This window comes from Streptomyces sp. NPDC004051 (assembly GCF_053604275.1).
The window spans coordinates 1-24725 of the sequence record NZ_JBSGHG010000038.1 but is presented as its reverse complement, the minus strand read 5'-3'; the positions used below and the strand labels follow the sequence as shown (position 1 = coordinate 24725).

General features: G+C 72.7%; 23 protein-coding genes and 1 pseudogene. 15 read left to right on the top strand and 9 right to left on the bottom strand.

Features of this window, described 5'->3' with window-relative positions:
• The first annotated feature begins 202 nt into the window (after positions 1–202).
• From hmgA to ACWEQO_RS28715, 3 genes are all read left to right on the top strand, one after another.
• Positions 203–1579: a homogentisate 1,2-dioxygenase gene (hmgA, locus tag ACWEQO_RS28725; RefSeq protein ID WP_361459829.1), complete on the top strand. Its 1377-nt coding sequence runs from the start codon at positions 203–205 to the stop codon at positions 1577–1579.
• 92 nt (positions 1580–1671) lie between these two features.
• Positions 1672–2421, top strand: coding sequence for a GntR family transcriptional regulator (locus ACWEQO_RS28720; protein WP_361459828.1), 750 nt, complete (start codon positions 1672–1674; stop codon positions 2419–2421).
• A 25-nt stretch (positions 2422–2446) separates the two neighbouring features.
• Positions 2447–3712 (top strand): type ISP restriction/modification enzyme, encoded by a 1266-nt coding sequence (locus ACWEQO_RS28715; RefSeq protein ID WP_452985758.1) that lies wholly within the window; start codon positions 2447–2449, stop codon positions 3710–3712.
• 188 nt (positions 3713–3900) lie between these two features.
• Here the strand turns inward: ACWEQO_RS28715 and ACWEQO_RS28710 are convergent, their stop codons facing one another.
• From ACWEQO_RS28710 to ACWEQO_RS28700, 3 genes are all read right to left on the bottom strand, one after another.
• On the bottom strand, positions 3901–4164 hold the full coding sequence (locus tag ACWEQO_RS28710; RefSeq protein WP_452985757.1) for a hypothetical protein: 264 nt from the start codon (positions 4162–4164) through the stop codon (positions 3901–3903).
• 122 nt (positions 4165–4286) lie between these two features.
• Positions 4287–5123 carry an anti-sigma factor gene (locus tag ACWEQO_RS28705; RefSeq protein WP_361459825.1) on the bottom strand — a complete coding sequence of 279 codons (837 nt, stop codon included), beginning with the start codon at positions 5121–5123 and terminating at the stop codon, positions 4287–4289.
• Positions 5120–5665, bottom strand: coding sequence for a sigma-70 family RNA polymerase sigma factor (locus ACWEQO_RS28700; protein ID WP_452985756.1), 546 nt, complete (start codon positions 5663–5665; stop codon positions 5120–5122). Before ACWEQO_RS28700 ends, ACWEQO_RS28705 begins: the two co-directional genes overlap by 4 nt.
• A 221-nt stretch (positions 5666–5886) precedes the next feature.
• On the opposite strand from ACWEQO_RS28700, the gene ACWEQO_RS28695 reads away from it, so the two are divergent.
• From ACWEQO_RS28695 to ACWEQO_RS28680, 4 genes are read left to right on the top strand one after another with little or no spacing between them, the layout of a single operon-like run.
• Positions 5887–7419: a DUF4331 domain-containing protein gene (locus ACWEQO_RS28695; protein ID WP_452985755.1), complete on the top strand. Its 1533-nt coding sequence runs from the start codon at positions 5887–5889 to the stop codon at positions 7417–7419.
• 55 nt (positions 7420–7474) lie between these two features.
• Positions 7475–8998, top strand: coding sequence for a tetratricopeptide repeat protein (locus ACWEQO_RS28690; protein ID WP_452985754.1), 1524 nt, complete (start codon positions 7475–7477; stop codon positions 8996–8998).
• Entirely contained in the window at positions 8995–10521 is a 1527-nt protein-coding gene (locus ACWEQO_RS28685; RefSeq protein WP_452985753.1) for a nickel transporter, read from the top strand. The genes ACWEQO_RS28690 and ACWEQO_RS28685 overlap by 4 nt, the downstream gene beginning before the upstream one ends.
• A gap of 51 nt (positions 10522–10572) precedes the next feature.
• A complete protein-coding gene (locus ACWEQO_RS28680; protein WP_452985752.1) occupies positions 10573–12237 on the top strand; it encodes a serine/threonine-protein kinase in 1665 nt (554 codons plus the stop codon).
• A gap of 30 nt (positions 12238–12267) precedes the next feature.
• Here ACWEQO_RS28680 and ACWEQO_RS28675 read toward each other — a convergent pair whose 3' ends face one another.
• The gene (locus tag ACWEQO_RS28675; protein WP_361459819.1) at positions 12268–13074 is read right to left on the bottom strand and encodes an SGNH/GDSL hydrolase family protein; all 807 of its coding nucleotides are present in this window, start codon (positions 13072–13074) and stop codon (positions 12268–12270) included.
• 740 nt (positions 13075–13814) lie between these two features.
• On the opposite strand from ACWEQO_RS28675, the gene ACWEQO_RS28670 reads away from it, so the two are divergent.
• The 4 genes from ACWEQO_RS28670 (at position 13815) to ACWEQO_RS28655 (ending at position 17668) form a co-directional block, all read left to right on the top strand.
• The gene (locus ACWEQO_RS28670) at positions 13815–14636 is read left to right on the top strand and encodes a glycosyltransferase family 2 protein (protein ID WP_452985751.1); all 822 of its coding nucleotides are present in this window, start codon (positions 13815–13817) and stop codon (positions 14634–14636) included.
• A complete protein-coding gene (locus ACWEQO_RS28665) occupies positions 14633–15673 on the top strand; it encodes a glycosyltransferase (RefSeq protein ID WP_452985750.1) in 1041 nt (346 codons plus the stop codon). Before ACWEQO_RS28670 ends, ACWEQO_RS28665 begins: the two co-directional genes overlap by 4 nt.
• Complete coding sequence (locus tag ACWEQO_RS28660; RefSeq protein ID WP_452985784.1) at positions 15666–16466, top strand: polysaccharide deacetylase family protein; 801 nt, start codon at positions 15666–15668, stop codon at positions 16464–16466. The genes ACWEQO_RS28665 and ACWEQO_RS28660 overlap by 8 nt, the downstream gene beginning before the upstream one ends.
• Before the next feature lie 107 nt (positions 16467–16573).
• Positions 16574–17668: a DUF5925 domain-containing protein gene (locus ACWEQO_RS28655; protein WP_361459815.1), complete on the top strand. Its 1095-nt coding sequence runs from the start codon at positions 16574–16576 to the stop codon at positions 17666–17668.
• Positions 17669–17706: 38 nt separating this feature from the next.
• Here the strand turns inward: ACWEQO_RS28655 and ACWEQO_RS28650 are convergent, their stop codons facing one another.
• Entirely contained in the window at positions 17707–18075 is a 369-nt protein-coding gene (locus ACWEQO_RS28650; protein ID WP_452985749.1) for a GntR family transcriptional regulator, read from the bottom strand.
• Positions 18076–18146: 71 nt separating this feature from the next.
• Between ACWEQO_RS28650 and ACWEQO_RS28645 the strand changes: the two genes are divergently transcribed.
• Positions 18147–19076: a GNAT family N-acetyltransferase gene (locus ACWEQO_RS28645; RefSeq protein ID WP_361459813.1), complete on the top strand. Its 930-nt coding sequence runs from the start codon at positions 18147–18149 to the stop codon at positions 19074–19076.
• On the top strand, positions 19057–19557 hold the full coding sequence (locus ACWEQO_RS28640) for a DUF402 domain-containing protein (RefSeq protein ID WP_452985748.1): 501 nt from the start codon (positions 19057–19059) through the stop codon (positions 19555–19557). The genes ACWEQO_RS28645 and ACWEQO_RS28640 overlap by 20 nt, the downstream gene beginning before the upstream one ends.
• Before the next feature lie 15 nt (positions 19558–19572).
• Here the strand turns inward: ACWEQO_RS28640 and ACWEQO_RS28635 are convergent, their stop codons facing one another.
• Positions 19573–20190, bottom strand: coding sequence for a class I SAM-dependent methyltransferase (locus ACWEQO_RS28635; protein WP_452985747.1), 618 nt, complete (start codon positions 20188–20190; stop codon positions 19573–19575).
• Between the two features lie 137 nt (positions 20191–20327).
• Between ACWEQO_RS28635 and ACWEQO_RS28630 the strand changes: the two genes are divergently transcribed.
• Positions 20328–20462: a hypothetical protein gene (locus tag ACWEQO_RS28630; protein ID WP_361459810.1), complete on the top strand. Its 135-nt coding sequence runs from the start codon at positions 20328–20330 to the stop codon at positions 20460–20462.
• Positions 20463–20669: 207 nt separating this feature from the next.
• Positions 20670–21743 carry a lytic polysaccharide monooxygenase gene (locus tag ACWEQO_RS28625; protein ID WP_452985746.1) on the top strand — a complete coding sequence of 358 codons (1074 nt, stop codon included), beginning with the start codon at positions 20670–20672 and terminating at the stop codon, positions 21741–21743.
• A gap of 98 nt (positions 21744–21841) precedes the next feature.
• Here the strand turns inward: ACWEQO_RS28625 and ACWEQO_RS28620 are convergent, their stop codons facing one another.
• The 3 genes and pseudogenes from ACWEQO_RS28620 to ACWEQO_RS28610 form a co-directional block, all read right to left on the bottom strand.
• The gene (locus ACWEQO_RS28620; RefSeq protein ID WP_452985745.1) at positions 21842–22711 is read right to left on the bottom strand and encodes an esterase/lipase family protein; all 870 of its coding nucleotides are present in this window, start codon (positions 22709–22711) and stop codon (positions 21842–21844) included.
• A 342-nt stretch (positions 22712–23053) separates the two neighbouring features.
• Entirely contained in the window at positions 23054–24136 is a 1083-nt protein-coding gene (locus ACWEQO_RS28615) for a S1 family peptidase (protein WP_452985744.1), read from the bottom strand.
• A 267-nt stretch (positions 24137–24403) separates the two neighbouring features.
• Positions 24404–24725: pseudogene (locus tag ACWEQO_RS28610) on the bottom strand (slipin family protein); the annotation flags it as partial.

Sequence of the window (24725 nt, the reverse complement as noted above, 5' to 3'; positions counted from 1 at the left end):
CCATGCCGGGGAGCGCAGAACACGGGTGCGGATCCCCGGATCCCCCTGGAGTCGGGTTCCCCGTCCTCCGCCGAGAGGAGGGTGCGGCCCGGGGCGGGGCGGCCGCGACACGGGGGGGGACGGGATCCTGCAGCCCTCTTGCGTCGGGGAAACCGCAATCCTACGGTGTTGCATAGGAATCGCACGCAAGGGAGCAGCGAAGATGAGCGATGGGGGCACCGCCCGCGCGAGCGCATGCGAGCGTGGGGGAGCGCGCAAGGCCGCCGAGGAACTCGACCACCTCTCCGGTTTCGGCAACGAGCACAGCTCCGAAGCGGTCCCGGGCGCCCTGCCCGAGGGACGCAACTCACCTCAGCGTGCACCGCTCGGACTGTACGCGGAGCAGCTGAGCGGTACGGCGTTCACCGAGCCCCGGTCCGTCAACCGCCGCTCCTGGCTGTACCGGATCCGCCCGTCGGCCGCGCACCCGGCGTTCACCCGCACGGGCAACGGCGCGCTCCGCAGCGCGCCCTTCACCCAGACCGTGCCCGACCCCAACCGCCTGCGCTGGAGCCCGCTGCCCGCCCCGGCGGAGGGCACCGACTTCCTGGCCGGCCTGTGGACGCTGGGCGGCAACGGCGACGTCACCCAGCGCACCGGAATGGCGGTGCACCTCTACCACGCGACCGCCTCGATGGACCGGGTGTTCAGCGACGCCGACGGGGAGCTGCTGATCGTCCCGGAGCTGGGCGGGCTGCTGCTGCACACGGAGTTCGGGCTGCTGCACGTGGAGCCGGGACACATCGCGCTGATCCCGCGCGGGGTGCGCTTCCGCGTGGAGCTGTCGGACGCCACGTCCGACGACGCAGCGGGCCGCCCGGTGGCCCGCGGGTATGTGTGCGAGAACTACGGCGCCCCGTTCCGGCTGCCCGACCTCGGCCCGATCGGCGCCAACGGACTGGCGAACGCACGGGACTTCCGGGCGCCCGTCGCCGCGTTCGAGGACGTCGAGGGCCCGGTGGAGGTGGTGAACAAGTTCTGCGGCAACCTCTGGTCGGCCACCTATGACCACTCCCCGCTGGATGTCGTCGCCTGGCACGGCAACTATGTGCCGTACGCCTATGACCTGCGCCGTTTCAATGTGATGGGAACCATTTCCTACGACCATCCGGACCCGTCGATCTTCACGGTGCTGACATCGCCGAGCGACACGCCGGGACTGGCCGGGGTGGACTTCGTGGTGTTCGCGCCGCGCTGGCTGGTGGGCGAGGACACGTTCCGGCCGCCGTACTTCCACCGGAACGTGATGAGCGAGTACATGGGCCTGATCGAGGGTGCCTATGACGCGAAGGCGGAGGGCTTCGTCCCGGGCGGCGGCTCGCTGCACAACATGATGTCGGCGCACGGACCGGACCGGGAGACGTTCGAGCGGGCGAGCACCGCCGAACTGCGCCCGCAGAGGGTCGACGACGGCCTCGCCTTCATGTTCGAGACGCGCTGGCCGATGTCCCTGACACCGCAGGCGGCCCGCGCGGAGCACCTGCAGGAGGGCTACGACGACGTGTGGCAGGGCTTGGAACGGCATTTCCGCGTGCGGTGACGCGGGGTCCGTCCCGGGGTGCCGCGACACGGGGCGCCGAGACCTCCACGGCTCACATTGCACCGAGCGCCTGCGACCGATACGGATGACCCGTGACCTCCTTTGCTCCCGATTCGATCGTCCTGAACCGCAAGTTGCCGCTCTGGTACCAGGTGTCGCAGTCGCTGCGCGCCTCGATCCTCGGCCGCTCACCCCGGGACCCGCTGCGCCTGCCCACCGAGGAACAACTGGCGGGGCACTACGGGGTGAGCGTGCTGACGATGCGGCAGGCGCTGAAGGAACTGGAGGACGAGGGGCTGATCACGCGGCACCGCCGGCGCGGCACGTTCATCGAGCCCGATGCCCGAAGGGGCGCCCCGGTGCGCCTGCTGGGCTCGGTGGACGCGATCGTGGCCCAGCAGTCCGGCATGACGACCGAGTTGCTCGAGCACGGCACCGCGCCGGTGCCGGCCGAACTCGCCGAACACTTCCCCGATCTGGAGGAGACGGCGGCCTACCACCGGCTGCGCAGCGACGAGAAGACCGGCGAGCCGACCAACCACGCCCGCAACTACGTCCGCCCGGAGATCGCCGCCCGCATCGACCTGGAGGATCTGGCGCGCTGGCCGATGACCAAGGTGCTGCGGGACGTCGTCGGGGCGGACATCGGCCGCATCACGGACACCGTGGAGGCCCGGCTCGCGGACCCGGAGACGGCCCGGCTGCTCCGGGTCCCGTTGCTCAGCCCGATCCTGCACTACACGGGCGTCACGTACGGCACCGACGGCCGGGTCCTGGACGTGGCCGTCATCAACTACCGGGGCGACCGCTTCTCCTTCACGGTGACCCTGGAAGCCACCTGATCCGGCCGGCCCTCCAGGCCTTACGATGCCCAGCGTGACGCACGACGACGCTCCGCTGCTGGCGGACCTCATGCCGTGGTCCGTCGCACCGCCGCGACTCGGCCGGGGGTGGCCGGCGGCTCCCGACCCGGCGGCGCTGAAGGCCCGTTGGGACGCCCTGCTGAGGGCCGTGGGGCCCGACCGGGAGGCGCTGTTCCAGCCGACGCGTTCGCGGACGGTGCACACGGCGGTCGGGCAGTTGCCGGGCCGGGCGGGCGGCACGGAGAGGCTGGCGCGCGCCTCGGGGCCGTGCCCCGAGCCGGTCCGCGTGCTGCACTCCCCCTTCGACGAGCAGTGGCTGATCCCCGACCAGCGGCTGATCGACGCGGCCCGCCCCGAACTGTGGCGGGTGGCCGACGAGCGGCAGATCTTCGTCGTCGAGGCCGCCGCGGGACGGAGCGAGCGCCCGCGGGGTGAACGCACGCGGAGCGACCGCCCGCCGGGGGGACGCGCCGGGACGGGTGGGGCCGGCGCCGGTGACCCCGCCGGTCCGCCGCTGCTCGTCACGTCCCTGCTGCCGGTGCTGCGCTCCGGCCGTGTCCGCCCGCTGTACCGCCGGCCCGGCGGCACCGAACCGAACCTGGCCCCGGCCCTGTCCGGGCACCTCGCGGCACGGCTCGGCCGGAAGGTCCCGGCCGTCGACGTGCTCGCCTGGACGATGGCCGTGGTGCGCGACGGGCCCGGCGGGCTCACGGTGCCGCTCACCGGGGACGCCGAGGTGTGGGCCACGGGTGTGGAGGTGGGGCGCCGGCTGCTGTGGCTGATGCGGCGCGACGGGGAGCGCCCCCGGCTCCCGGGCGGACGCCGCCCCTACGTCCGGGCCCCGCTCCCCTCCCGACCGCTGACCGTGCGCTACGACCCCGACGAGGAGGCCCTCTTCCTCGACGAGGGCCGCATCTCACCGGTGCCGTCGGCGGCCTGGGAGTTCGAGGTGGCCGGGGTCCGGGTGCTGGAGCGGTGGTGCGCGGCCCGCACGGACGGGGCCGCGCCGGGCACCCTGGACGCGATCCGTCCGGCCGTCTGGCCGCAGACCTGGACCTCGGAGCTCCTGGAGCTGATCACGATCCTCGCGCTCATGGCCGAACTGCGCCCGCGTCAGGTCGCGTCGAGGGAGCGTTCGGCGGCCGATCCGATCACGTCGGCGGAACTGCACCGGGCCGGCGTGCTCCCGGCGCCGAGATCCGCGCACCGGCCGGCCTCGGTACTGGACGCCCACGAGGAGGGACCGGAGGGCCAACTCGCCCTGCTCTGAAGCGCCGGGCGGGGGCGACGAGTACCCCCCGGGGGGCGGCACGGCGGAACCGTGGGCCGGGGAAGGGGTGCGGAAGGGGGGCACGACGTGCCGGCTGTTCGGGGTGTGCGTCGTGCGTCGTGTGCCGTGGGGTGACAGGTGACGTGCGTGGCGCCGTGCCAGGACGGTGGGCCCGTCCGGGCACGGGTCTAACGGCTGCCGAACAGGGAGCGACGCAGTCGGCGCAGCGGAGCGAGGAGCGAGACACTGCTCGTCCGTGCCCGCGCGCCCCTGACCCGGTGGTCGCGTGCGGTCAGCTCGCGCATCAGCGACGTCGCCTCGACCGTCTCCCGCTGCGGGACGGCGGGTCCCGCCAGCACCGAGAGGTGGCGGTCCAGGCGCGTACTGCTCGCGCTGCTTCCACAGGTGATCGCAGGGACCCTGGCCCTGCTGTGCACCGTTATCCGTTCCATGTCACTCCCCACCCGTACGAGTCCACCCCGGGCAGGGTAACCCTATCGCCCCGTACGGGCACTCGTGTATCGCGCTCCCAGGATTCACCTTCCCCGTAAGGAGGTTGACGAACACTCGACGATTACTCTCCGAATCCGACCGTTTTCAGGGCGAGTTGGACGAAGGGCTGAGTGGTGGGCTGCGGTGATCCGCCGTCAGGCTCGACGGTCACGGCGAGTGACGTCGCGGATCCGTCGAGGCCGGAGGCGACCAGGGGCGTGTCGGCCTCGAAGAGCCCGAGGGAGCGCGGTTCGGCGCCCGGGCGCATCAGCCACAGCTGGCGCACACGTCCGTTCGGCGGGTTGCCGTATCCGCCGAGGGTGACGACCGCGCTCCCCGCCGATGCGGAAGCGATCACTCCGATCGTGCCGCCCGCCGCGCCCCGGCCGCTGCTCGCGCGGGCGTCCGGGGCCGCGAGAACGTGTGCGATCTCACGTGAACGGTCCCGTTCGGCGTTCAGTTCGTCCTGGGTCCGGCCCGCCTGGACGGCGAACAACGAGGCGACGACGAGGGCCGCGGCGGCGGTGACCGTCGCGAAGGGGACGAACAGCGGCATCCGGTGCCGTTCCCGGGCCCGCGGCACGGGCTCGGCCCCCCATACGTGGGGTGGCAGCTGCGGGGCCTGTGCGCGGGTCTGCCCCGGGGCCCCGGGCACGGCTTCGGGGGCCGGGTCCTGCGGGGTGGTCCGCACGGCGGCCAGTACCCGGTCGCGCAGGGCGGGCGGCGCCGGGGCGGCGGTGGACCAGGCGAGGCGGACGGCGTCCTCGGCCAGGACGCGCACCTCGGCGGCACAGCGCTGACAGCTGCCCAGGTGCCTCTCGAAGCGAACGCGCTCGGCGGGTTCCAGCGCGTCGAGCGCGTAGGGGGCGGCCAGGGAGTGGAGGTCTTCCCGGCGCAACAACCGGTCCAGGAGGCTCATGCGGCACTTCCCAGGCAGTCACGCAGTCGGGTGAGGCCGTCACGCATCCGCGTCTTGACCGTGCCCAGCGGCAGGGAGAGCCGCTCGGCCACCTCACGGTAGGTGTAGCCGTCGTAGTAGGCGAGGGTGACCGACTGCCGCTGCAGGGCGGTGAGGCGGTCCAGGCAGCGGCGCACCCATTCGCGTTCCAGACCGGCCTCGACCTCCTCGGCGACCTGGTCGAAAGCGGGCCCGCTGCCGTGCCGGGCGGCTTCACGCCGCTCGCGCTCACCGGCCGCGCGGACACTGCGCACCCGGTCGACGGCCCGGCGGTGGGCGAGCGTGAGGACCCAGGACAGTGCGCTGCCCCGTCCGGGGTCGAACCGGGTCGCGGAGCGCCAGAGTTCGAGCAGCACCTCCTGCGCGACCTCCTCCGACTGGGCGGGATCGCGCACCACCCGGTGCACGATCCCGTACACCGGTCCGGACACCAGCCCGTACAGCGCCTCGAATGCCTTCTGGTCGCCGCCTGCCACCCGCACCAGAAGCTCGTCCGCCTCCAACGCGCACCCCCCTCTCCCGGCCCCGCGGGGCCACCTGGTCACCGAGGCGTTCGCCGTGATCATGCCTCCGGAGGGGATTACGGATCAGCGGACCGAAAACGCGGGTCGAACAACGGGAAATAATACGGGCGTTCCTCCCCGTCCCGACGTCCGACCAATCCGGCCAGGACTCCGCTCCGAATCACGGTGCGTCAGACAAGTTGGCACTGAGGACGGATGGCATGACACCTAACCCCATGACCGGCGCGGGACGCAGGAGCCTCGCGACCCTGATCTGCGGCGCGCTGGCCGCCGGCGGCCTCGCCGCCGTCGGCGCGACCGCGCTGGAACCGGGGGCGGCCTCCGCCTCCAGCCACCGGGAGGCTCCCCTGATCTCGGGCACCCCGCAGTACGACAACACCGATCTGTACGCGTTCGTCAGTCCCGACAAACCGGACACGACGACGATCATCGCGAACTGGATCCCGTTCGAGGAGCCGGCCGGCGGACCGAACTTCTTCACGTTCGCCGAGGACGCGCAGTACGACATCCACATCGACAACAACGGCGACGCGCAGGGCGAACTGCTGTTCCGCTACACCTTCAGGACGCACACGAAGAACGAGAAGACGTTCCTCTACAACACGGGGCCGGTCACCAGCCTGGACGACCCCGACCTCAACATCACCCAGACCTACGACATCGAGCTGCTGAAGCTGAAGGACCAGCACCTGGTGTCCCGCACGAAGATCGCGGACGACGTCCCGGTGGCGCCGTCGAACGTCGGCAAGGCGTCCATGCCGGACTACGGCACGCTCCGTGAGCAGGCCGTGCACAAGCTGGCGGGCGGCGCGACGACGTTCGCCGGCCAGGCCGACGACCCGTTCTTCCTGGATCTGCGCGTCTTCGACCTGCTGTACGGCGGGAACCTCTCCGAGGTCGGCAACGACACGCTCAAGGGGTACAACGTCAACTCCCTGGCCCTCCAGGTCCCCACGCACATGATCACCGAGTCGGCGGACCAGCCGGTCGTCGGCATCTGGTCCACGACTCGGCGCAAGAACGCCAAGGGGGAGTTCACCCAGGTGTCGCGGCTGGGGAACCCGCTGGTGAACGAGGTCGTCAACCCCCTGAAGGACAAGGACACCTTCAACGCGTCCGCCCCGTGGGAGGACGCCCAATTCCTGAAGAACGTCACGCACCCGGAACTGCCGAAGCTCATCGAGGCGATCTACAAGATCGAGGCGCCCGCCGAGCCGCGCAACGACCTGGTCGACGTCTTCCTCAAGGGCGTCGAGGGGCTCAACCAGCCGCCGCACGTGACGCCGGCGGAGATGCTGCGCCTCAACACGTCGATCGAGCCGACGGCCGAACCGAAGCGGCTCGGTGTGCTGGACGGGGACAACGCGGGCTTCCCCAACGGGCGGCGGCTGACCGACGACGTGATCGACGCGGCGCTCCAGGTGGTCGAGGGCGAGCTGGTCGGCGCGGAGAACGACCTGGGCGACGCGGTCGACGCCAACGACAAGGAGTTCGGCGGCTCGTTCCCGTATCTGGCCGACCCGACGGAGGGGTCGCGCGGTCCGCTCGCCGAGGGCGTGGACAGCGGCAACGACGTACGCAACCAGCTCGGTGACGCGCTGCGGCCGGCGGGCGCCGAGGGCTTCGACGACACCACCCTGATCGCCGCGTCCGCCGGTGCGGGAGCCGGCGGGATCCTGCTGATCGGCGGGAGCCTGCTGTGGTGGCGCAGGATGCGCGGCCGGGCGTACTGACCGGCTCCGCGACCGCGGACGACTGAGGACGACCACCAGCAGACCGAGGAGAGGCATGCCTCCGCGTACGAACGACCACGCCCCGGAGGGCGGCCGGGACACCGGGCCCGCCGAGCCCACCGCACCACCGGGGACGGTGCGCGCACAGCCGGGCGCCGAGACCGACCCCGGCCCCGGCTCCGGCACCGGCGTCTTCTCCTCCGGCGCCCGTACGGCCGCCCTGCGCCGGTTCTCCGGCGCCGCGCGGGGCTCTCGCGGGCTGCGTCTCGCGGTGTGCGCCGCACTGCTGGCCGTCGCGGCGTCCGCCGGGGCGGTCGCGGCCGGGGGCGCCCGGGGCGGGGCCGGGGCCGATGCCGCTCCCGTGGCCGGGACGCTCGCGGCCGGTGTGCTCGCCCGGGGCGACCTGGACGCGGGGATCCGCTCCCTGCAGGCCCATCTCCGCGCCCAGCCGAGGGACTTCGGCGGGTGGGCCGTCCTGGGGCTCGCCTACGTCGAGCAGGCGCGGACCAAGGGGGATCCCTCGCGCTACCCGCAGGCCGAGCGGGCGTTCGTCCGCTCCCTCGCACTCGAGCCCGGCAACGAGCAGGCCCTGGCCGGCCGGGCCGCCCTCGCCGCGGCCCGGCACGACTTCTCCGGGGCCCTGGAGTACGCCGACCGGGCCCTGCGGCAGAACCCCTACAGCGAGCGCGCCCTGTCCTCCCGGATCGACGCCCTCGTCGAGCTCGGCCGGTACGACGAGGCCGCCGAGGCCGCCGACACCGCGGACAGCAGGCGTCCGGGGGTGCCCGTCTTCACGCGGTACGCGTACGTCCAGGAGCTGCGCGGCGACGTGAGGACCGCCCGCAAGGTACTGGAACGGGCCCTGGACAGCGCGTCCGCGGCCCCGGATGTGGCGTACGTGGCGACCGCGCTCGGTCAACTGGCCTGGAACCAGGGGGACCACGAAGCCGCCCTGCGTCACTACGCACGGGCGCTCGGCGCCGACGAGGAGTACCTCCCCGCCCTGGAGGGCCGGGCCCGTGCCCAGGCCGCGAGCGGTGACCGCGCGGGCGGGATCGAGACCCTGGAGCAGGTCGTCGCCCGCTCCCCGCTGCCCGGCCCGCTGGTCGCCCTCGGCGAGCTGTACGAGACCCGGGGCGCCGACGGCGACCGCGCGAAGGCCCAGGACCAGTACGCCCTCGTCGACGCGCAGACCGCCCTCGCCCGCGCCGGCGGGGTCAACGCCGACCTCGACACGGCGCTCGCCGCCGCCGACCACGGCGACACCCGGACCGCCCTGAGCGCGGCCCGCGCCGAATGGGACCGGCGGCACAGCGTCCACACCGCGGACGCCCTCGCCTGGGCCCTGCACCGGAGCGGACGCTCCGAGGAGGCGCTCCCCCACGCCCGCCGGGCCACGGCCACGGGCTACCGCAACGCCGCCTTCCTCTACCACCGCGGCATGATCGAACACGCCACCGGCCACGACGGCGACGCCCGCCGCTCCCTCACGGCGGCGCTGGAGCTGAACCCCGGTTTCTCCCCTCTCGGCGCCCGCGCGGCCCGTGCCGCGCTGAAGGACCTGGAGGCGACGCCGTGAGCCCCCGTCGTACGCCGGCCGCCGGCCTCACCGTCCTCATCGCCGCCTGCGCGTTCGCCCTGGTGCCGACGGCGGCGAGCGCGCACCCGCTCGGCAACTTCACCGTCAACCGTTACGACGGGCTGGTCGCCGCGCCCGGTGAGCTCCGCATCCGTCACGTCGAGGACCTCGCCGAGATCCCGGCCACCCAGGCGCAGCCGGACGTCGACGCGCTGGGCATGGACGAGTGGGCCCGGCGACGCTGCGCCACCGCCGCCCGGGACAGCGAGGTCCGCGTCGACGGGCGGACGGTCCCCGTCACCGCGAGAAGCAGCCGTGCGCGCGTGCAGCCCGGTCAGGCCGGGCTCGACACGCTGCGCGTGGAGTGCCGGCTGACGGCTCCGCTGCCCGAGGGCGACGCGGTGGACGTCGACTTCCGCGGGGCCGGGGCGTCCTCGGGTCCCGGCTGGCGGGAGATCACTGCGCGCGGTGACCGGATGACACTGGCCGCCTCGGACGTGCCGAGGACGTCGCAGTCACGCGAACTGACCCGTTACCCGGAGGAGTTGCTCTCCTCTCCGGCCGACACCACGACCGCGGCCCTGCGGGTGCGGGCGGGCGGTCCCGCGCTGGCGGGGACGGAGCCCGACGCGCCGTCCGCCTCCGTGCTGCCCCGCGCCGCCGACCGGTGGACCCGCGCCCTGGACGATCTCGTCGCGCGGCACGACCTCACGGTGGGCTTCGCGGCGCTCGCACTGCTGATCGCGCTCGTCCTCGGCGCGGCGCACGCGCTCGCGCCGGGCCACGGCAAGACGCTCATGGCCGCGACGGCGGCAGCCCGGGGCGGCAGGGCCCGGCTGCGGGACGTCCTCCCGATGGCCGCCTCGGTGACGGTCACCCACACCCTCGGTGTGGTCGCCCTCGGCCTGCTGGTCACGGCCGGTTCGGCCGCCGCGCCCTCGGTGATCGCCTGGCTCGGCATCGCGAGCGGGGCACTCGTCACCCTGGCGGGCGCGAACCTCCTCCGCCGCGCGCTGCGCAACCGGAACCACACGCACCACCACGGCCACGACCATGCTCACGACCACGGCGACGGCAGCCATGATCACGTCCACGGCCCGCACGACCGACCCGGTCACCCGCACCCCCATGCCGTCCGGCACACCCACGGCGGTCGCACCCACACCCACCCCGTCGCCCCCACCCTCCGCGGCACGATCCTGCTCGGCTTCGCCGGCGGGCTGGTGCCCAGTCCGTCCGCCGTCGTGGTGCTGGTGGGCGCCGCGGCCCTCGGTCAGGCCTGGTTCGGGCTGCTGCTCGTCGTCGCGTACGGCATCGGGCTGGCCCTCACCCTCACCGCCGCCGGGTACGCCGTCGTCAAGGCGGGCAGCGGAGTGACCCGGCTCCTTGCCCGGCGCCCGCGCTGGACCACGCGCCCGGCGGTCGCGCTCGTGCGCCGGAGCGCGCCCCTGGGATCGGCGTTCGTCGTCGTGGTCCTGGGCGCCGGATTGGTGTTCAGGGGGGCGGCATCCGCGCTCGGCTGAGCTATTTTCACGAGGAAACGGAGAATTCGCCCGGATGCGATGGAGGGCGCCATGTCCGAGGAACCGGGCGGTGAGCGGGTGGTCGCGGGCCGGTACCGGCTGCTGTCACCACTGGGTGAGGGCGGTATGGGAACCGTGTGGCGGGCCCGCGACGAGGTGCTGCACCGCGAGGTCGCCGTCAAGGAGGTGCGCGCCCCGGCCGGGCTCCCGTCGGCCGACGTGGAACGGATGTACACCCGCCTCGAACGGGAGGCGTGGGCGGCCGCCCGGATCACCGACCGCAATGTGGTGACGGTGTACGACGTGGCGACCGAGGACGGCCGTCCGTGGATCGTCATGGAGCTGGTCCGCGGTCTGTCCCTGGCCGATGTCCTGGACGCCGAGGGCCCGTTGGACCCCCGGCGCGCCGCGCACGTCGGCGCGGAGGTGCTCGCCGCGCTGCACGCCGCGCACGGCGCCGGGGTGCTGCACCGGGACGTCAAGCCCGCCAACGTGCTGATCGCGAACGACGGGCGGATCGTGCTCACCGACTTCGGGATCGCCGTGGTCGAGGGCAGCTCCGCGCTGACCATGACCGGGGAGGTCGTCGGATCGCCCGAGTTCCTCGCCCCGGAGCGGGCACTGGGCCGCACCCCCGGCCCCGAGTCGGACCTGTGGTCGCTCGGTGTACTGCTGTACGCGTCGGTGGAGGGCCACTCCCCGTTCCGTCAGGACACCCCGCTGAGCACCCTGCGTGCGATCGTCGACGAGGAACTGCCGCCGCCGCGCCGGGCAGGGCCGCTGGCCCCGGTCCTGGAGGGGCTGTTGCGCAAGGACCCGGCCGAGCGGCTGCCGGCGGAGCGGGCCCGGCAGGACCTGCGGCTCGTCGCCGCCGGGGGCACCCCCTCACGGGGAGAAGCGCCCCGCGCCGGCACGGCGGGGGCGGCGCCGTACACCCCCACCGTCACCACGCGCCCCCACCCGTACGAGGCCACCGCCGCTCCCCTGCCCCCGGCTCCGACCCCGGCAGCGGGGACCGCCGGAACCACCCGCCCCGGGCGCGGCCGCCGTACCGCCGCCGTCCTGGTCGCGGGCGTGGCCGTGCTGGTGCTGGCGCTGGCCGGGCTGACGTACGCGCTGCTGAACCGCGGGGACGGCGGGGAGGCTTCCGGCTCCGGCCCCCGGAAAAGCGGCGCGAGCCCGTCCGCGCGGACCGGCGGCGACGAGCACCAGGGCAAGGGCGGTGGGGAGACGGCCGGGCGGACCGACGGTCCGGCCCCGACCGCCTCCGCGAGCGGTGACGGCGACGGCGACGGTGACGGCGAGGAGTCCACCCCGCCGCCGCAGTCGGTGCGGGTGTCGGTGGAGGGCGCGCACACGGAGTACTCCGGGGTGTGCCCGCCGCCGGAGGAGCGGGCACCGGCGTTCACGGCGACGTTCACGGTGGGCCGGCTGCCCGCGGAGGTGTCCTACCGCTGGGTGTCGGAGGACGGTTCGGTGGCCGACCGGGGGTGGCGGACGCTGTCGTTCCCACGGGACGGCGGGCACACCGAGCGGGCCACGGTGACCGTGACGACGTACTCAACAACCGGGGTGTTCGAGAACTGGATCGGTGTGGAGGTGCGGGAGCCGGTGCGCACGAGGTCCGACTCGGTGCCGTTCTCGGTGACGTGCGAGGGGGAGGCCCCGTCGGACGGGGCCTCCCCCTCCAGTTCCGGTTCGGTGCCCGCCCCGTGAGCGGGCGGCCGCCGGGGTCCTGCGTCCGGATCAGGCCGCGCTGTTGAGCACCGGGAGGTAGCCGCCGGACTGGCCGGCCGCCTTCGGGTGGTAGGACTCACCGATGTTGAGCCAGTTCACGCTGTGCAGCCAGGAGTTGGCGGAGCAGATCTCGTGGCCGGTGAAGGTGGTGCGTACGTCGCCGAAGGCGAAGGCGTGTGCGCGGGCGCGCTGGGCGATGGTGGTGTCGAGGAAGTCGGCCGCGTCGTTGATCGCCTTCCGCTTGGTCTCGGAGAGGCCGAGGCAGGACGTGCCGAGCTGGTAGAAGCGGGGGTAGCCGAGGACGACGACACGGGCGTTCGGGGCCCGGGTGCGGATGGCCGAGTAGACGCTGTCGAGCCGGCCGGGCAGCGTCGACTCGACGTACGCCCGCGCGGTGGCGATCCGCGAGAGGCAGGTGCTGTCGGACTGGAGCACACAGGTCGTCATGACGTCGGCGAAACCGGCGTCGTTGCCGCCCACGCTGATCGAGACGAGCCCGGTGGTGGCGCTGAGCGGGCCGAGCTGCCCGGAGAGGACGTCGTCGGTCCGTGCGCCCGAGCAGGCGGTGAAGTCGAAGGACGAGGGGGAGTTGGCGGCGGCCCAGAGGTAGGGGTGGGCCTTCGTGCTGCGCTTGCAGTCGCCGCTGGAGCCGATGTAGCTGCCGGCTCCGACGCCGGAGGAGTAGGAGTCGCCGAGCGCCACATAGCCGCCGGCGGCGGCCTGTGGGGACGCCTGCGCCGCGGCCGCCCCGGTGAGGGCGGTTGCGACGGCGAGGAGGAGTGAGCCGAGAAGGACGGAAAGCCGGGAACGTCTCATGGAACCTCCCTTTAGCAGGATCTCTGCCTCAACTTTCATAGCAACTACGCGCGTTGACTGGAAGTGTCCATGTCAAAACTGTGACTTCCCCCAGGTCCGGGCGGATTGGCCGTCCCGGACCCCAAACGGGCAGGCCTGTTCAATCCCGGACGAATTCAGGCCTTAGGGCCGTTCGGACCTTGACGCCCACAACGGGCTGCGCCACATTGAAGCCCGGCATCCGGCGCTTCGGGGGGCAAAATCGGCATGCAGACCTTGCAGACCATGCAGACGATGCGGATCAAGCAGATCATCGGCGTCGACGCGTCTTCGCCGAGGCCCTCTTCGGGACCCGCCGGTCCAGGGCCTTCCGGTCAGGAGGGCATGTGACAGCCGAACCGACAAAACGTGAGATCTGACTCCAGGTCTTGCCATACGGGCTCAACCATCAATACCGTCACACATCGCACTACATCTCACTCGCACCGGTTCGTCAGTACGCGGCCCAGGGGAGGGCTCAGGACCGCGACGAACCGGGGCGGGGCGCGGTAGGGGGGTGCCGTGCTCGGTGACCGCACCGGTGACCGAGCCGTGCCGCGCGGTCGGCCGTCGCTTTCTGCGGCCGGCCAGTTTTGCCAGCTCACCCGGCGTGCGCGGAACTCCGTTCCGTCGTAACGCGGGTGAGAACCCCCCTTTCGAACCGGACGAACAGCCGGGCCGCCCGGGGGCGGGCGGCCCACCGGACGAGAGGGATCAGACTCATGAGTTCCGTTCTGCAGCCGGCGACCGCGGACGAGAATCCGCCGGCCACCGGGAAGTACCGGCCCGTCTCCTCGCACCTGGCCATCGCACCGCCGGTGAGCGTGGTGATCCCGGCCATGAACGAGGCGGAGAACCTGCCGTACGTCTTCAAGACGCTTCCCGACTGGGTCCACGAAGTGGTCCTGGTCGACGGCAACTCCACCGACGGCACCGTCGAAGTGGCCCGCGAGCTGTGGCCGGACGTCAAGGTCGTCGAACAGCTCGGCAAGGGCAAGGGGGACGCCCTGAACGCCGGGTTCCAGGCCTGCACCGGCGACATCATCGTGATGGTCGACGCGGACGGCTCGGCCGACGGCAACGAGATCGTGTCGTACGTCTCCGCCCTCGTCTCGGGCGCCGACTTCGCCAAGGGGTCCCGCTTCGCCAACGGCGGCGGCACCGACGACATGACCTTCGTCCGCAAGCTCGGCAACCGGGTCCTGTGCGGTGTCGTCAACCGCAAGTTCGGCGCCCGCTACACCGACCTCTGCTACGGCTACAACGCGTTCTGGCGGCACTGCCTGGACAAGATCGACCTCGACTGCACCGGTTTCGAGGTCGAGACCCTGATGAACATCCGGGTCGTCAAGGCCGGGCTGAGAGTCCAGGAGATACCCAGCCACGAGTACCTGCGCATCCACGGCACGAGCAATCTGCGGGCCGTGCGGGACGGGTTCCGCGTCCTCGGGGTCATCCTCGGGGAACGCTCCAACCGGCGGGCCCTGCGCCGCCGTCCGCACCGCTCGCCGCTGCTCGAAACGGTCCGGGGGAAGGTGTCTTGAGCGATCCCGGCATCTCGGTCGTGATCTGCGCCTACACCGAGGACCGCTGGGAGGACGTCCTCGCGGCGGTCGCCTCGGTGCGGGCGCAGTCCCGGCCGGCCCTGGAGACCCTGCTGGTCGTGGACCACCACCAGGTTCTGCTGGACCGTCTGGGCAAGGAGTACCAGGACACCGACGACGTGCGGGTGCTCGCCAACGCGGGCCCCCGCGGTCTGTCCGCCGGCCGCAACACCGGCATCGCCGCCTCGCGCGGCGAGGTCGTCGCGTTCCTCGACGACGACGCCGTGGCCGAACGCGACTGGCTCAGGCACTTCGCCGAGGGCTACGCCGATCCGCGGGTGATGGCGGTCGGCGGGCGCACCGAGCCCCTCTGGGCGTCGGGGCGGCGTCCCGACTGGTTCCCCGAGGAGTTCGACTGGGTGGTGGGCTGCACCTACCGGGGGCTGCCGCGCGGGCGGGTACGGGTGCGCAACGTCCTCGGCGGCAACGCCTCCTTCCGGCGCAGCGCCTTCGACGCCGCGGGCGGCTTCGCCACCGGTATCGGGCGGGACGGCGACAAGCGCCCGCTGGGCGGGGAGGAGACGGAGCTGTGCATCCGCCTCAGCCGCGCCCGGCCCGACGCGGTCCTGCTGATCGACGACCGCGCGGTGATCCACCACCGGGTGCCCCCGGTCCGCGAGCACTTCCGCTACTTCCGCACCCGCACCTACGCCGAGGGGCTGTCCAAGGCGCTGGTGGCACGGAGCGTCGGCGCCAGCAAGGGGCTGGAGTCGGAACGCCGGTACACCACGCGTGTCCTGCCGGCCGGGGTGGTCCGGGGGGTGCGCGACGCCCTGCTGGCCCGGCCGGGCGGCGCGGGACGTGCGGGCGCGATCGTCGCCGGGGTGCTCACGGCGGCGGGCGGATACGTGGTGGGGAGCGTGCGGGCCCGGCAGGGCGGGGTCACGTTCTCCGTGGTGGACGTCGGCGGCGAGGCCCGCCGTGCCGGGAAGCACCCGGACGGGGAGCAGGGAGGTGCCCATGACCGAGGTGACTGACGAACGCGTTCCGATCCTCATGTACCACTCGGTGGCCACCGAGCCAAGCGACGCCACCCGCGCGCTCTCCGTGACCCCGCGGGCGTTCGCCGAGCAGATGGCGGTGATCGCCGAGCGGGGCCTCACCCCCGTGGACACGGCGGAACTGGCCGCCTGCTGGCGCACGGGACGCCCGCTGCCCGCGCGGCCGGTGCTCGTCACCTTCGACGACGGCTACGAGGGCGTGCACCGGCACGCCCTGCCCGTGCTCGCCCGGCACGGCTTCCCGGCCACCCTGTTCGTCTCCACGGGATGGCTCCGGGGGCCGTACGACACCGGCGGCGGCCTGGACACCATGCTGGACTGGGACCAGGTGCGCGAACTGGCCGACGCGGGTGTGGAGATCGGCGGACACAGCCACAGCCACCCGCAGCTCGACCAGCTCGACGACCGGCGGCTGCGCTCCGAGCTGATCCTCTGCAAGGAGATCGTCTCGGACCAACTGGGCCGCACACCCGCCTCGTTCGCCTATCCCTACGGCTACTCCAGCCGCCGGGTGCGGGAGGCGGTGCGGGAGACGGGGTACACGCAGGCGCTCGCCGTCGGCAACGGTCTCGCCCGCCGGGCCCAGGGGCCGTACGCGCTGCGGCGCGTCACGGTGCGCCGGTCGACGGACACCGCGGAGTTCGAACGGCTGGTGGAAGGCCGCGCCCTCGGCCGCGTGTTCGTCCGGGACCGGGCCCTGACCAAGGGGTACGCGGTGGTCCGCCGGGCGCGGCACGCGCGCCGGCTGGCGGCGCCCGGCCGACGGTGACGCCGTCCGGCACCACCGGACCGGCCGCTGCCCCGGGCCACCCGTGCGACCCGGCGCGCCCACGGAAACCGGGTGCGCGGGGCGTCCGTGTGCCCGATCATGGCGGCATGTCTGCAGACCCGCGCGACGCCCTGCCGATCCGGCTCAACGTGGACGACAGCGACTCCCCGTCCGACGTCGTCGACGCGCTGTTCCTCGGCCGCTTCGCAACGGGCGAGCAGCCGTTCTCGCACGCGGCCACCATCGACCGGGTGCGCTCCGCCGCGACCCTGCTGCCCACCGGCGCCGAGGTGCTGCGGATCGCCCGGGAGGACGACCGGAGCGCCACCCTGGCCGAGGGCGACGGCTGGACGCTGCTGGTCTCCCGCTGGAACCGGGGCGCCGACGTCACCGTCACCGCGACCACCGCCGAACTCGCGGCGAGGATCCTGGACGAGGCGACGGACGGCGCGGCGGACGAACCGGAACCGCAGCCGGAGAACGTGCCCATGGGCTTCTGGTACGTCTCCCCGCGCCGTGGTCCGCACCGCACCGCACGGCAGATCTCCGCGGGCACCTGGGACGAGATCCGGCCCAACTACACCGCGCCGGTGGCCCACGCGATGGACCGCCTGATGAAGACCACGCCCGAGGACATCGCGGGCCGGCTGCTCCTGCTGCACGGCCCGCCGGGCACCGGCAAGACGTCCGCGCTGCGCACCCTGGCCCGCTCCTGGCGGGACTGGTGCCAGGTGGACTGCGTCCTGGACCCCGAGCGGCTCTTCTCCGACGTCGGCTACCTGATGGACATCGCCATCGGCGAGGAGGACGCGGCGGGCAAGGGGCGCTGGCGGCTGCTGTTGCTGGAGGACTGCGACGAGCTGATCCGCGGCGAGGCCAAGCACACCGCGGGGCAGGCCCTGTCCCGGCTGCTCAACCTCACCGACGGCCTGCTCGGCCAGGGCCGCAACGTCCTGGTCGGGGTCACCACCAACGAGGACCTGGAACGCCTCCACCCGGCCGTCGTCCGCCCGGGTCGCTGCCTCGCCCGCATCGAGGTGGGGCCGCTGACCCGGAGGGAGGCGGTGGACTGGCTGGGCCGCGAGGACGGCGTCGGCCGCGAGGGCGCCACCCTGGCCGAGCTGTACGCCCTGCGCCGGGGCACCTCTCCGACGGCACTGCCGGAGCCGCGCGGGAAGGCGGAGGCGGGGCTGTATTTGTAGCCGCCCGCGGCCACCTTCCGTGTGCCCGCTTCTGCGGCTCATCCCCCGTAGGCCGCCCGCAGCGCGTCCCGCACGGCGGCCAGGGCCGCTTCCTCGTCCAGCCCGAGCCGCCGCACGCGCTCCGCGTAGGCCTGGGCCGCCGACGCCGTCTCCCGCTCCGCGGCCGAACCCGCGGCGGCGACGAACGTGCCGTTGCGGCCGCGGGTCTCGATCACCCCGTCCGCCTCCAGCGCGCGGTAGGCCTTGGCCACCGTGTTCGCGGCGAGGCCGAGCGTCTCGGCCAGGCCCCGCACCGTCGGCAGCCGGTAGCCCACCGGCAGGGCTCCCGACCGTGCCTGCTCGGAGATCCGCGCCCGCACCTGCTCGTACGGGGGCGCGCTGTCGTCGATATGGATCTTCAGGGTCACGGCCCGATTGTCCCGCACCCGGCGGAAAATGAGAGGCAGCCCCAGCGCGTCCCCCCGTAGCGTGCGTCCCCATGGCCATCATCGTGCGCGACCTGCGCCCCGAAGTCCCAGCCGACGTCGAGGGGTTCTCCCACGTCCGCAGGCTCGCCGTCCCCTTCATGCTGTCCACCCCCGAGTCCGTGCTGCACCATCTGCGGCACTCCCACCCCGACGCCCACTTCGGGCAGCTCGTCGCCGAGGAGGACGGGGAGATCATCGGCGTCGTGCAGCTCAGCCTCGCCCACGACAGCCCGGAGCCCGGTCAGGGCTCCGCCAGCGTCTACGTACGGGCGGACAGGGCCCGGCGCGGCGCCGGGTCGCTGCTGCTGCGCGCCGTCGAGGAGCGCCTGGCCGCCCTCGGTGTCCGCAAGGTCTACACCTGGGTCATGGACACGCCGGACGACCGCGCGTTCGCCGAGCGGCGCGGCTACCGGGCCAGCCGGTCCGCGTACTTCCTGCGGCTGGACCTGGCCGGCGGCACCCTGCCGCCGCTCCAGGATCCGCCGCCCGGCGTCGAACTGCGCACCGGCGCCGACTTCGCCGACGACCCGCGCCCGCTGTTCGTCCTGGACGCGGAGACCTCGTCGGACGAACCGAGCGACATCGACACCGAGTTCGCCGACTACGAGGCATGGCTCGAGGAGACCTGGCGGCATCCGCTGCTCGACCTCGCCCTGACCACGGTCGCGGTGGTCGACGGCACCCCCGCCGCCTTCACCGCGGCCTACACCGACGGCGCCCACAGCTACAGCACCGCCATGACCGGTACCGCCCGCGCCCACCGCGGCCGGGGCCTGGCCAAACTCGCCAAGAACGCCTCCCTGCACCGCGCCCGCGCCGCCGGGTACACGGAGGCATTCACGGGCAACGACACGGGGAACGAACCGATGATCGCGATCAACAAGTGGTTCGGCTACGAGATCTGCGCGACGGAGGTACGCCATGTCCGCGAACTCGTCTGAGAGCCCCGCACGCGTCGAGGTCGTCCTCGTCAAGGCGGGCCGCACCAAGATCCGCTACCCCGCCAGTCTCCTCTCCGACGACGGCACCCGCGTCACCGTGCGCGCCGCCTGGGCGGGCGACGGCACCCGCGACTTCGGCTTCGTCCGCTTCGAACCCGGTGACGTCTTCACCGAGCACTACTGGCGCGACCGGTGGTACTCCGTGAAGGAGGTGCGCACCGCCGGGGGCGCCCTCAAGGGCCACTACTGCGACATCACCCGCCCGGCCGTGCTCACCGGTACGGAGCTGGTGGTCGAGGACCTCGACCTGGACCTGTGGCGCTCCGCCGACGGCACGGACGTACGGCGGCTCGACGAGGACGAGTTCGCGGCGAGCGGCCTCGCGGAGACGGACCCCCGGGCGGCGGCCGCCGCCGTCGCCGCCCTCGACGAACTGGAGGCCCGAGCCCGCGACGACGACTTCGTCGAGCTCCTGAAGTGAGGAGCCGGGCCCGGCTCACTCCGGCATCGCGACCACCACGTACCGCTCGTCGGCCACCTCCCTCCCCCACAGCACCGCCTCGTCCGACAACCTCTCGACCCGTAGGCGTCCGGCGAACGGGGCGAGGAGCGAGGTGAGCCGGTCCGCCGGTATGCCCACGGGGCTCACGGCGCCCCACACCCCTTCGACCAGCACCAGCCGTCCGCCGGGACGCAGCAGCCCCCGCCAGCGCCTCAGCACTCGGGCCGGATCGGGCAGCGTCCACAGCACATGCCGCACGAGAACGACGTCGTGACGCCGCTCCCCCACCGGGGGCGCCGCGGCGTCACCGACGAGGAACACCGTGTCGCGTCCGGCCGACTTCTCCCTGGCGAGCGCCACCATGGCCGGGGAGCGGTCGACTCCGGTCACCCGGTGCCCCTGCTCGGCGGCGAGCAGGGACAGGCTGCCGGTGCCGCAGCCGAGGTCCAGGACATCGCTCGCCCGGGCGGGCAGCCAGGAACGCAGCCGCCCGGCCCAGGCCTCGCGCACCCGGGGGTCGCGCAGCCCGTGATCCGGTTCCTCGTCGAAGGCCGCGGCCGCCAGGTCCCAGTCGACACCCGTCGTGCCCATGCCGTCACTGTCGTCGGTCATGGGGCAAGAGTGGCAGCTGCCACTGACAATCGATTCGTGACCGGGGCCACAGACAGATCGGGATCGATGAGAAACTCTCCCCCGAAAGGTCCACCCCCGCGGAACCGCGGTGTCCGTGGACCCCGAAGGAGGCAGCCATGCGCCGTGTCACCGCACAGAAGCCCCTGAAGAAGACGGAAGCCCGCCGGATCCGTGAGAAGACCGACGAGCGCCCGGCCGCACGCCCGGAGATCCGTGAGGACATCACCCGCACCTGGTGGCCGGACGGCTGAGCCCCGTCCGGCCGGCGGCGTCCGTCACGTCGCTCGGGCTTCTACCTGATCTCAGCCTGAGCGCTTCCTTAACGCGGCCATAAGGATCTCCCAGCACAGCCTCTGCCAGGCGATTTCACTGTTTCCCGGGGCTAGTTTCTGACCCGTCCCCCCACGGGATCCCCCCTCCCCCCGAGTCCAGTGATCGCTCCGAGGAGTTGCTACCCCATGACCGCACGCCGCAAGGCCGCCGTCGCCGCCGTCGGTATCGTCCCGCTCGCCCTGACCGGGCTGTCCGCCGCACCGGCGGCCGCGCACGGTTCGATGGGCGACCCGGTCAGCAGGGTCGCGCAGTGCTTCGCCGAGGGACCGGAGAGCCCGAAGTCGGCGGCGTGCCGGGCGGCGGTCGCGGCCGGCGGCACCCAGGCGCTCTACGACTGGAACGGCGTACGCATCGGCGACGCGGGCGGACGCCACGAGGAGCTCATCCCCGACGGCAAGCTGTGCAGCGCGAACAACGAGGCGTTCAAGGGGCTCGACCTGGTCCGCGACGACTGGCCGACCACCGCGGTGAGCAGCGGCTCGTACACCTTCAAGTACCGGGTGACCGCCCCGCACAAGGGCACCTTCGAGGTGTACATCACCAAGCCCGGTTACGACCCGTCCAAGCCGCTGGGCTGGGGCGACCTGGATCTGACGAACCCGGTGGCGACGTCCACCGACCCGGCCGCCTCCGGCGGTTTCTACATGTTCACCGGCACCCTCCCCGAGCGCTCCGGCAAGCAGCTGCTGTACGCGGTGTGGCAGCGTTCGGACAGCCCGGAGGCGTTCTACTCCTGCTCGGACGTCACGTTCGGCGGGGCGAGCGGGAGCACCGCCGGCAGCGGTGCCGAGTCCGGCGGCGACACGCCCAGGAGTGCGGCCGCCCCGGCGCCGGCCGCCTCGGCTCCCTCCGAGAGGCAGGTCGAGGAGGGCGCCGAGAAGTCGACCATCGAGAACCACGGGCACGGGGACGACGACCCGCACACCACGGCGCAGCCGATCCCGGCGGCCGACGAGACCCCCGACGACACCACGGACGACGGCTCCGGCACGGCGGCCGACGACGCCGGCGACGACACCGCCGTGGCGGCCCCCAACCAGCCCAAGGCGGCCGGTGCTTCGGAGAACCTCGCGGAGACCGGGGGCGACGGGAACACCCCGTACCTGGTGATCGGCGGAGCCGCGACGCTGGCGCTCGGTTCGGCGGCGCTGTTCGCCTCCAACCGGCGGCGCGCGGCGAGCGGACGAAGCGGCCGCTGATCCGACCCCGCCCGCACCCGGGGGCCCGTCCGGCGGCTCAGGCCGGACAGGCCCCCGGCATGCGTCTCGGCGACTACACGTGTCAGCGGCTACACGTGTCAGCTGAACACCGAAGCGCAGGTGGTGGGTCGGGCGTTGGCCGGGTCGAGGGCGTTGGCGACTTCGTGGAAGGCGATCCGGTCGAACAGCCCGATCGCCAGGTGCTCGGACAGGTCGAGCGGGCACAGGTCCTGGAGCAGGACGTTGCGTACGTTCGGTCCGCTCAGGTACTGGCTGCGGTAGGGGGTGACCACCTCGTCGTACCGGGTGGCGAGGACGGTGTAGCGGACGCCGGGCACGGTGTCGCCGCCCGCGTTCAGCTTGGTGAGGAAGGCGGATCCGGCGACCTGCTGGGCGAGGGCGGGGGTGGTCTCGTTCAGCAGGTCCCCGGCGCCCGGGAAGTAGGGCAGCAGGTTGGTGAGACCTCCGAGGGTGGTGCCGTGGTTGCTGGGCGCGATCCCGACGAGGGCGTTCACCTCGTCGGCCCCGCCGAGGAACTTGAGGTAGTAGCGGGGCATCATGCCTCCCTGCGAGTGCCCGACGATGTCGGCCCTGGTGGCGCCGGTCGCGGCGAGCACCTTGTCGACGAAGGCGTCGAGTTGTTCCGCGGACCGCTCGATGGGGCCGAGGCCGTGGAAGAGGGGGACGCCGGCGAGCTGACCGTAGTCGAGGGAGAAGACGCAGTAGCCGCGGTGCTTCAGATAGGGCGCGAGGCCCAGCCAGTTGTCGACGGAGTTCCCGAAGGTGCCGTGGACCAGGACGACGGGGCGGGGATGGGCGACGGACGGCTTGCAGGTGTAGTCGTTCCAGCCCGAGCTGGGTGCGGCCGCGGCATGGGCGCCGGTGGCGGTGGCGGTGGGGACGGTGAGGGCCGCGGCGGCCAGCAGCAGTGCGGCCAGCGGTCTGGCCACTCGCTTCCAGGGCAGCATCGTGTGATCTCCTTGCACGTGGAGGGGAGAATGCGACGACCTTGAGCCCTGTGACCCGGATCACGAGGATGTTGTTCACTCGTCAAGTTACGGGCGAGTAGCCACACAGGGAAGTTACGCGTCGGTAAAAACTTCCCGCGACGGCCGACGACGCACGACGTCACCTGATAATGGGTCACCAAGCGCTACAAGCAGCCCCATTGGACGCAATGCGTAACATGCCTCCGCGCAGCCACCGCTCTTACCGCGCCGGACGGGCACACGAAAACGTCCCGCCCCTCTGCGCGAGGGGCGGGACGTTTTCGTGTGCGTACCGCAGGTACTGCGGATACCGCGGGTGGATCAGCCGATCCGGGTGCCGGTCGCCGAGAGGGCCTCCGTCACCGACTGGAAGAAGGTCGTACCGCCGGAGGTGCAGTTGCCGCTGCCGCCGGAGGTCAGACCCACCGCGCTGCTGCCCGAGAAGAGCGAGCCGCCGCTGTCGCCCGGCTCGGCGCAGACGTCGGTCTGGATCAGGCCGTTGACGATGTCGCCGTTGCCGTAGTTCACGGTGGCGTCCAGGCCCGTGACCGTACCGGAGTGCACCTGGGTCGTGGAGCCGCTGCGGGTGACCTGCATGCCGACGGTGGCCTCGGCGGCGCCGGAGATCGACTGCGTGGAGCCGTCGTAGAGGTTCACCTCGCTCGGGTGGTCCACGTCGGCGGTGTACTTGACCAGGCCGTAGTCGTCGCCCGGGAAGCTGGACGCCGCGTTCTCGCCGATCACGTCGCCGGAGGAGTCCGACCACGTGGAAATACCCTCGGTGCAGTGCCCGGCGGTGAGGAAGAACGGCTCGCCGCCCTTGGTCACGTTGAAGCCGAGCGAGCAGCGTCCGCCGTTTCCGGTGATGGCGTCGCCGCCCGCGACGAAGGTCTTGAACTCGCCCTTGGTGCGCTGGAGTCCGGCCTTGGCCCCGAGCCCGTCGACGACCTTCTTCAGGGTGGCCCATTCGGCCCCGGAGACCGTGCGGTCCGCGGTGACGACGACCTTGTTGGTGGTCGGGTCGGTCACCCAGGAGGTACCCGGGATGGTCGCGTCCTGCGTGAGGGTGGTGCGCGCGCTCTTCAGCTCGGCGAGGGAGTTCGCCACGACTCTCGCCTCGGCGCCGGCCGCCTCGACGGTCTCGGCGGCGGCCTCGTCGAGCACGTTCACCACGAGGCTCTTGCTCTTCGCGTCGTAGTACGTTCCCGCCGCGTCGGCGCCGAGGTCCTCGGTGAGCGTCGAGGCGAGGTTTCCGGCCGCCGTGATCGAGAGGGTCCGGGGCGTGGGGGCCTCCGGGGTCTCGCTGGCGTTCGCAGTCTGGAAGGTGACTCCCGCGGCGACCAGCGCGGTGATGCCCGCGCCCGTCACGACAACGCGCCGCCCGGGCATGCGTCGGTGCTTCAACTCACGTCCTCCGGTGGGGGGACGGTCCGGGAGGTTGTGGGGACCTCACGGACCGGAAGGCTTACGGCTACGGGGGCGGCGCGCCAAAGGGCCGCACCCCTGCTGGTTGAACGCCGCCCACTATTCCGAGGCCCACAGGGAGCACACAAGGTCGACTTCAGGACGCGTGTACGGCAACATCCGTGCGCCCCCTATGTCCTGACAGGTCATGGACACGCGGGCAGGTTCACACCGCAAACGCTACGAGCGAGTGACCCGCACAGTGATTCAGGACGCCTGCCCCTGGCGTGAACTCGCCCCCTCCTGGTCCACGTCCGAGCGGGACGGGGCGGACCGACGCTGCTCCACCGAGCCCTGCACCGGCTGCTGGGCGGACCGTTCCAGGAAGCGCAGCAGTTCCACCGGGAAGGGCAGCACCAGGGTGGAGTTCTTCTCCGCGGACACCGCCACGATCGTCTGCAGCAGCCGCAGCTGCAGTGCGGAGGGAGTCTCCTCCATCTGCTGGGCGGCCTCGGCGAGTTTCTTCGACGCCTGCAGTTCGGCGTCGGCGTTGATCACCCGGGCCCGCCGTTCGCGGTCGGCCTCCGCC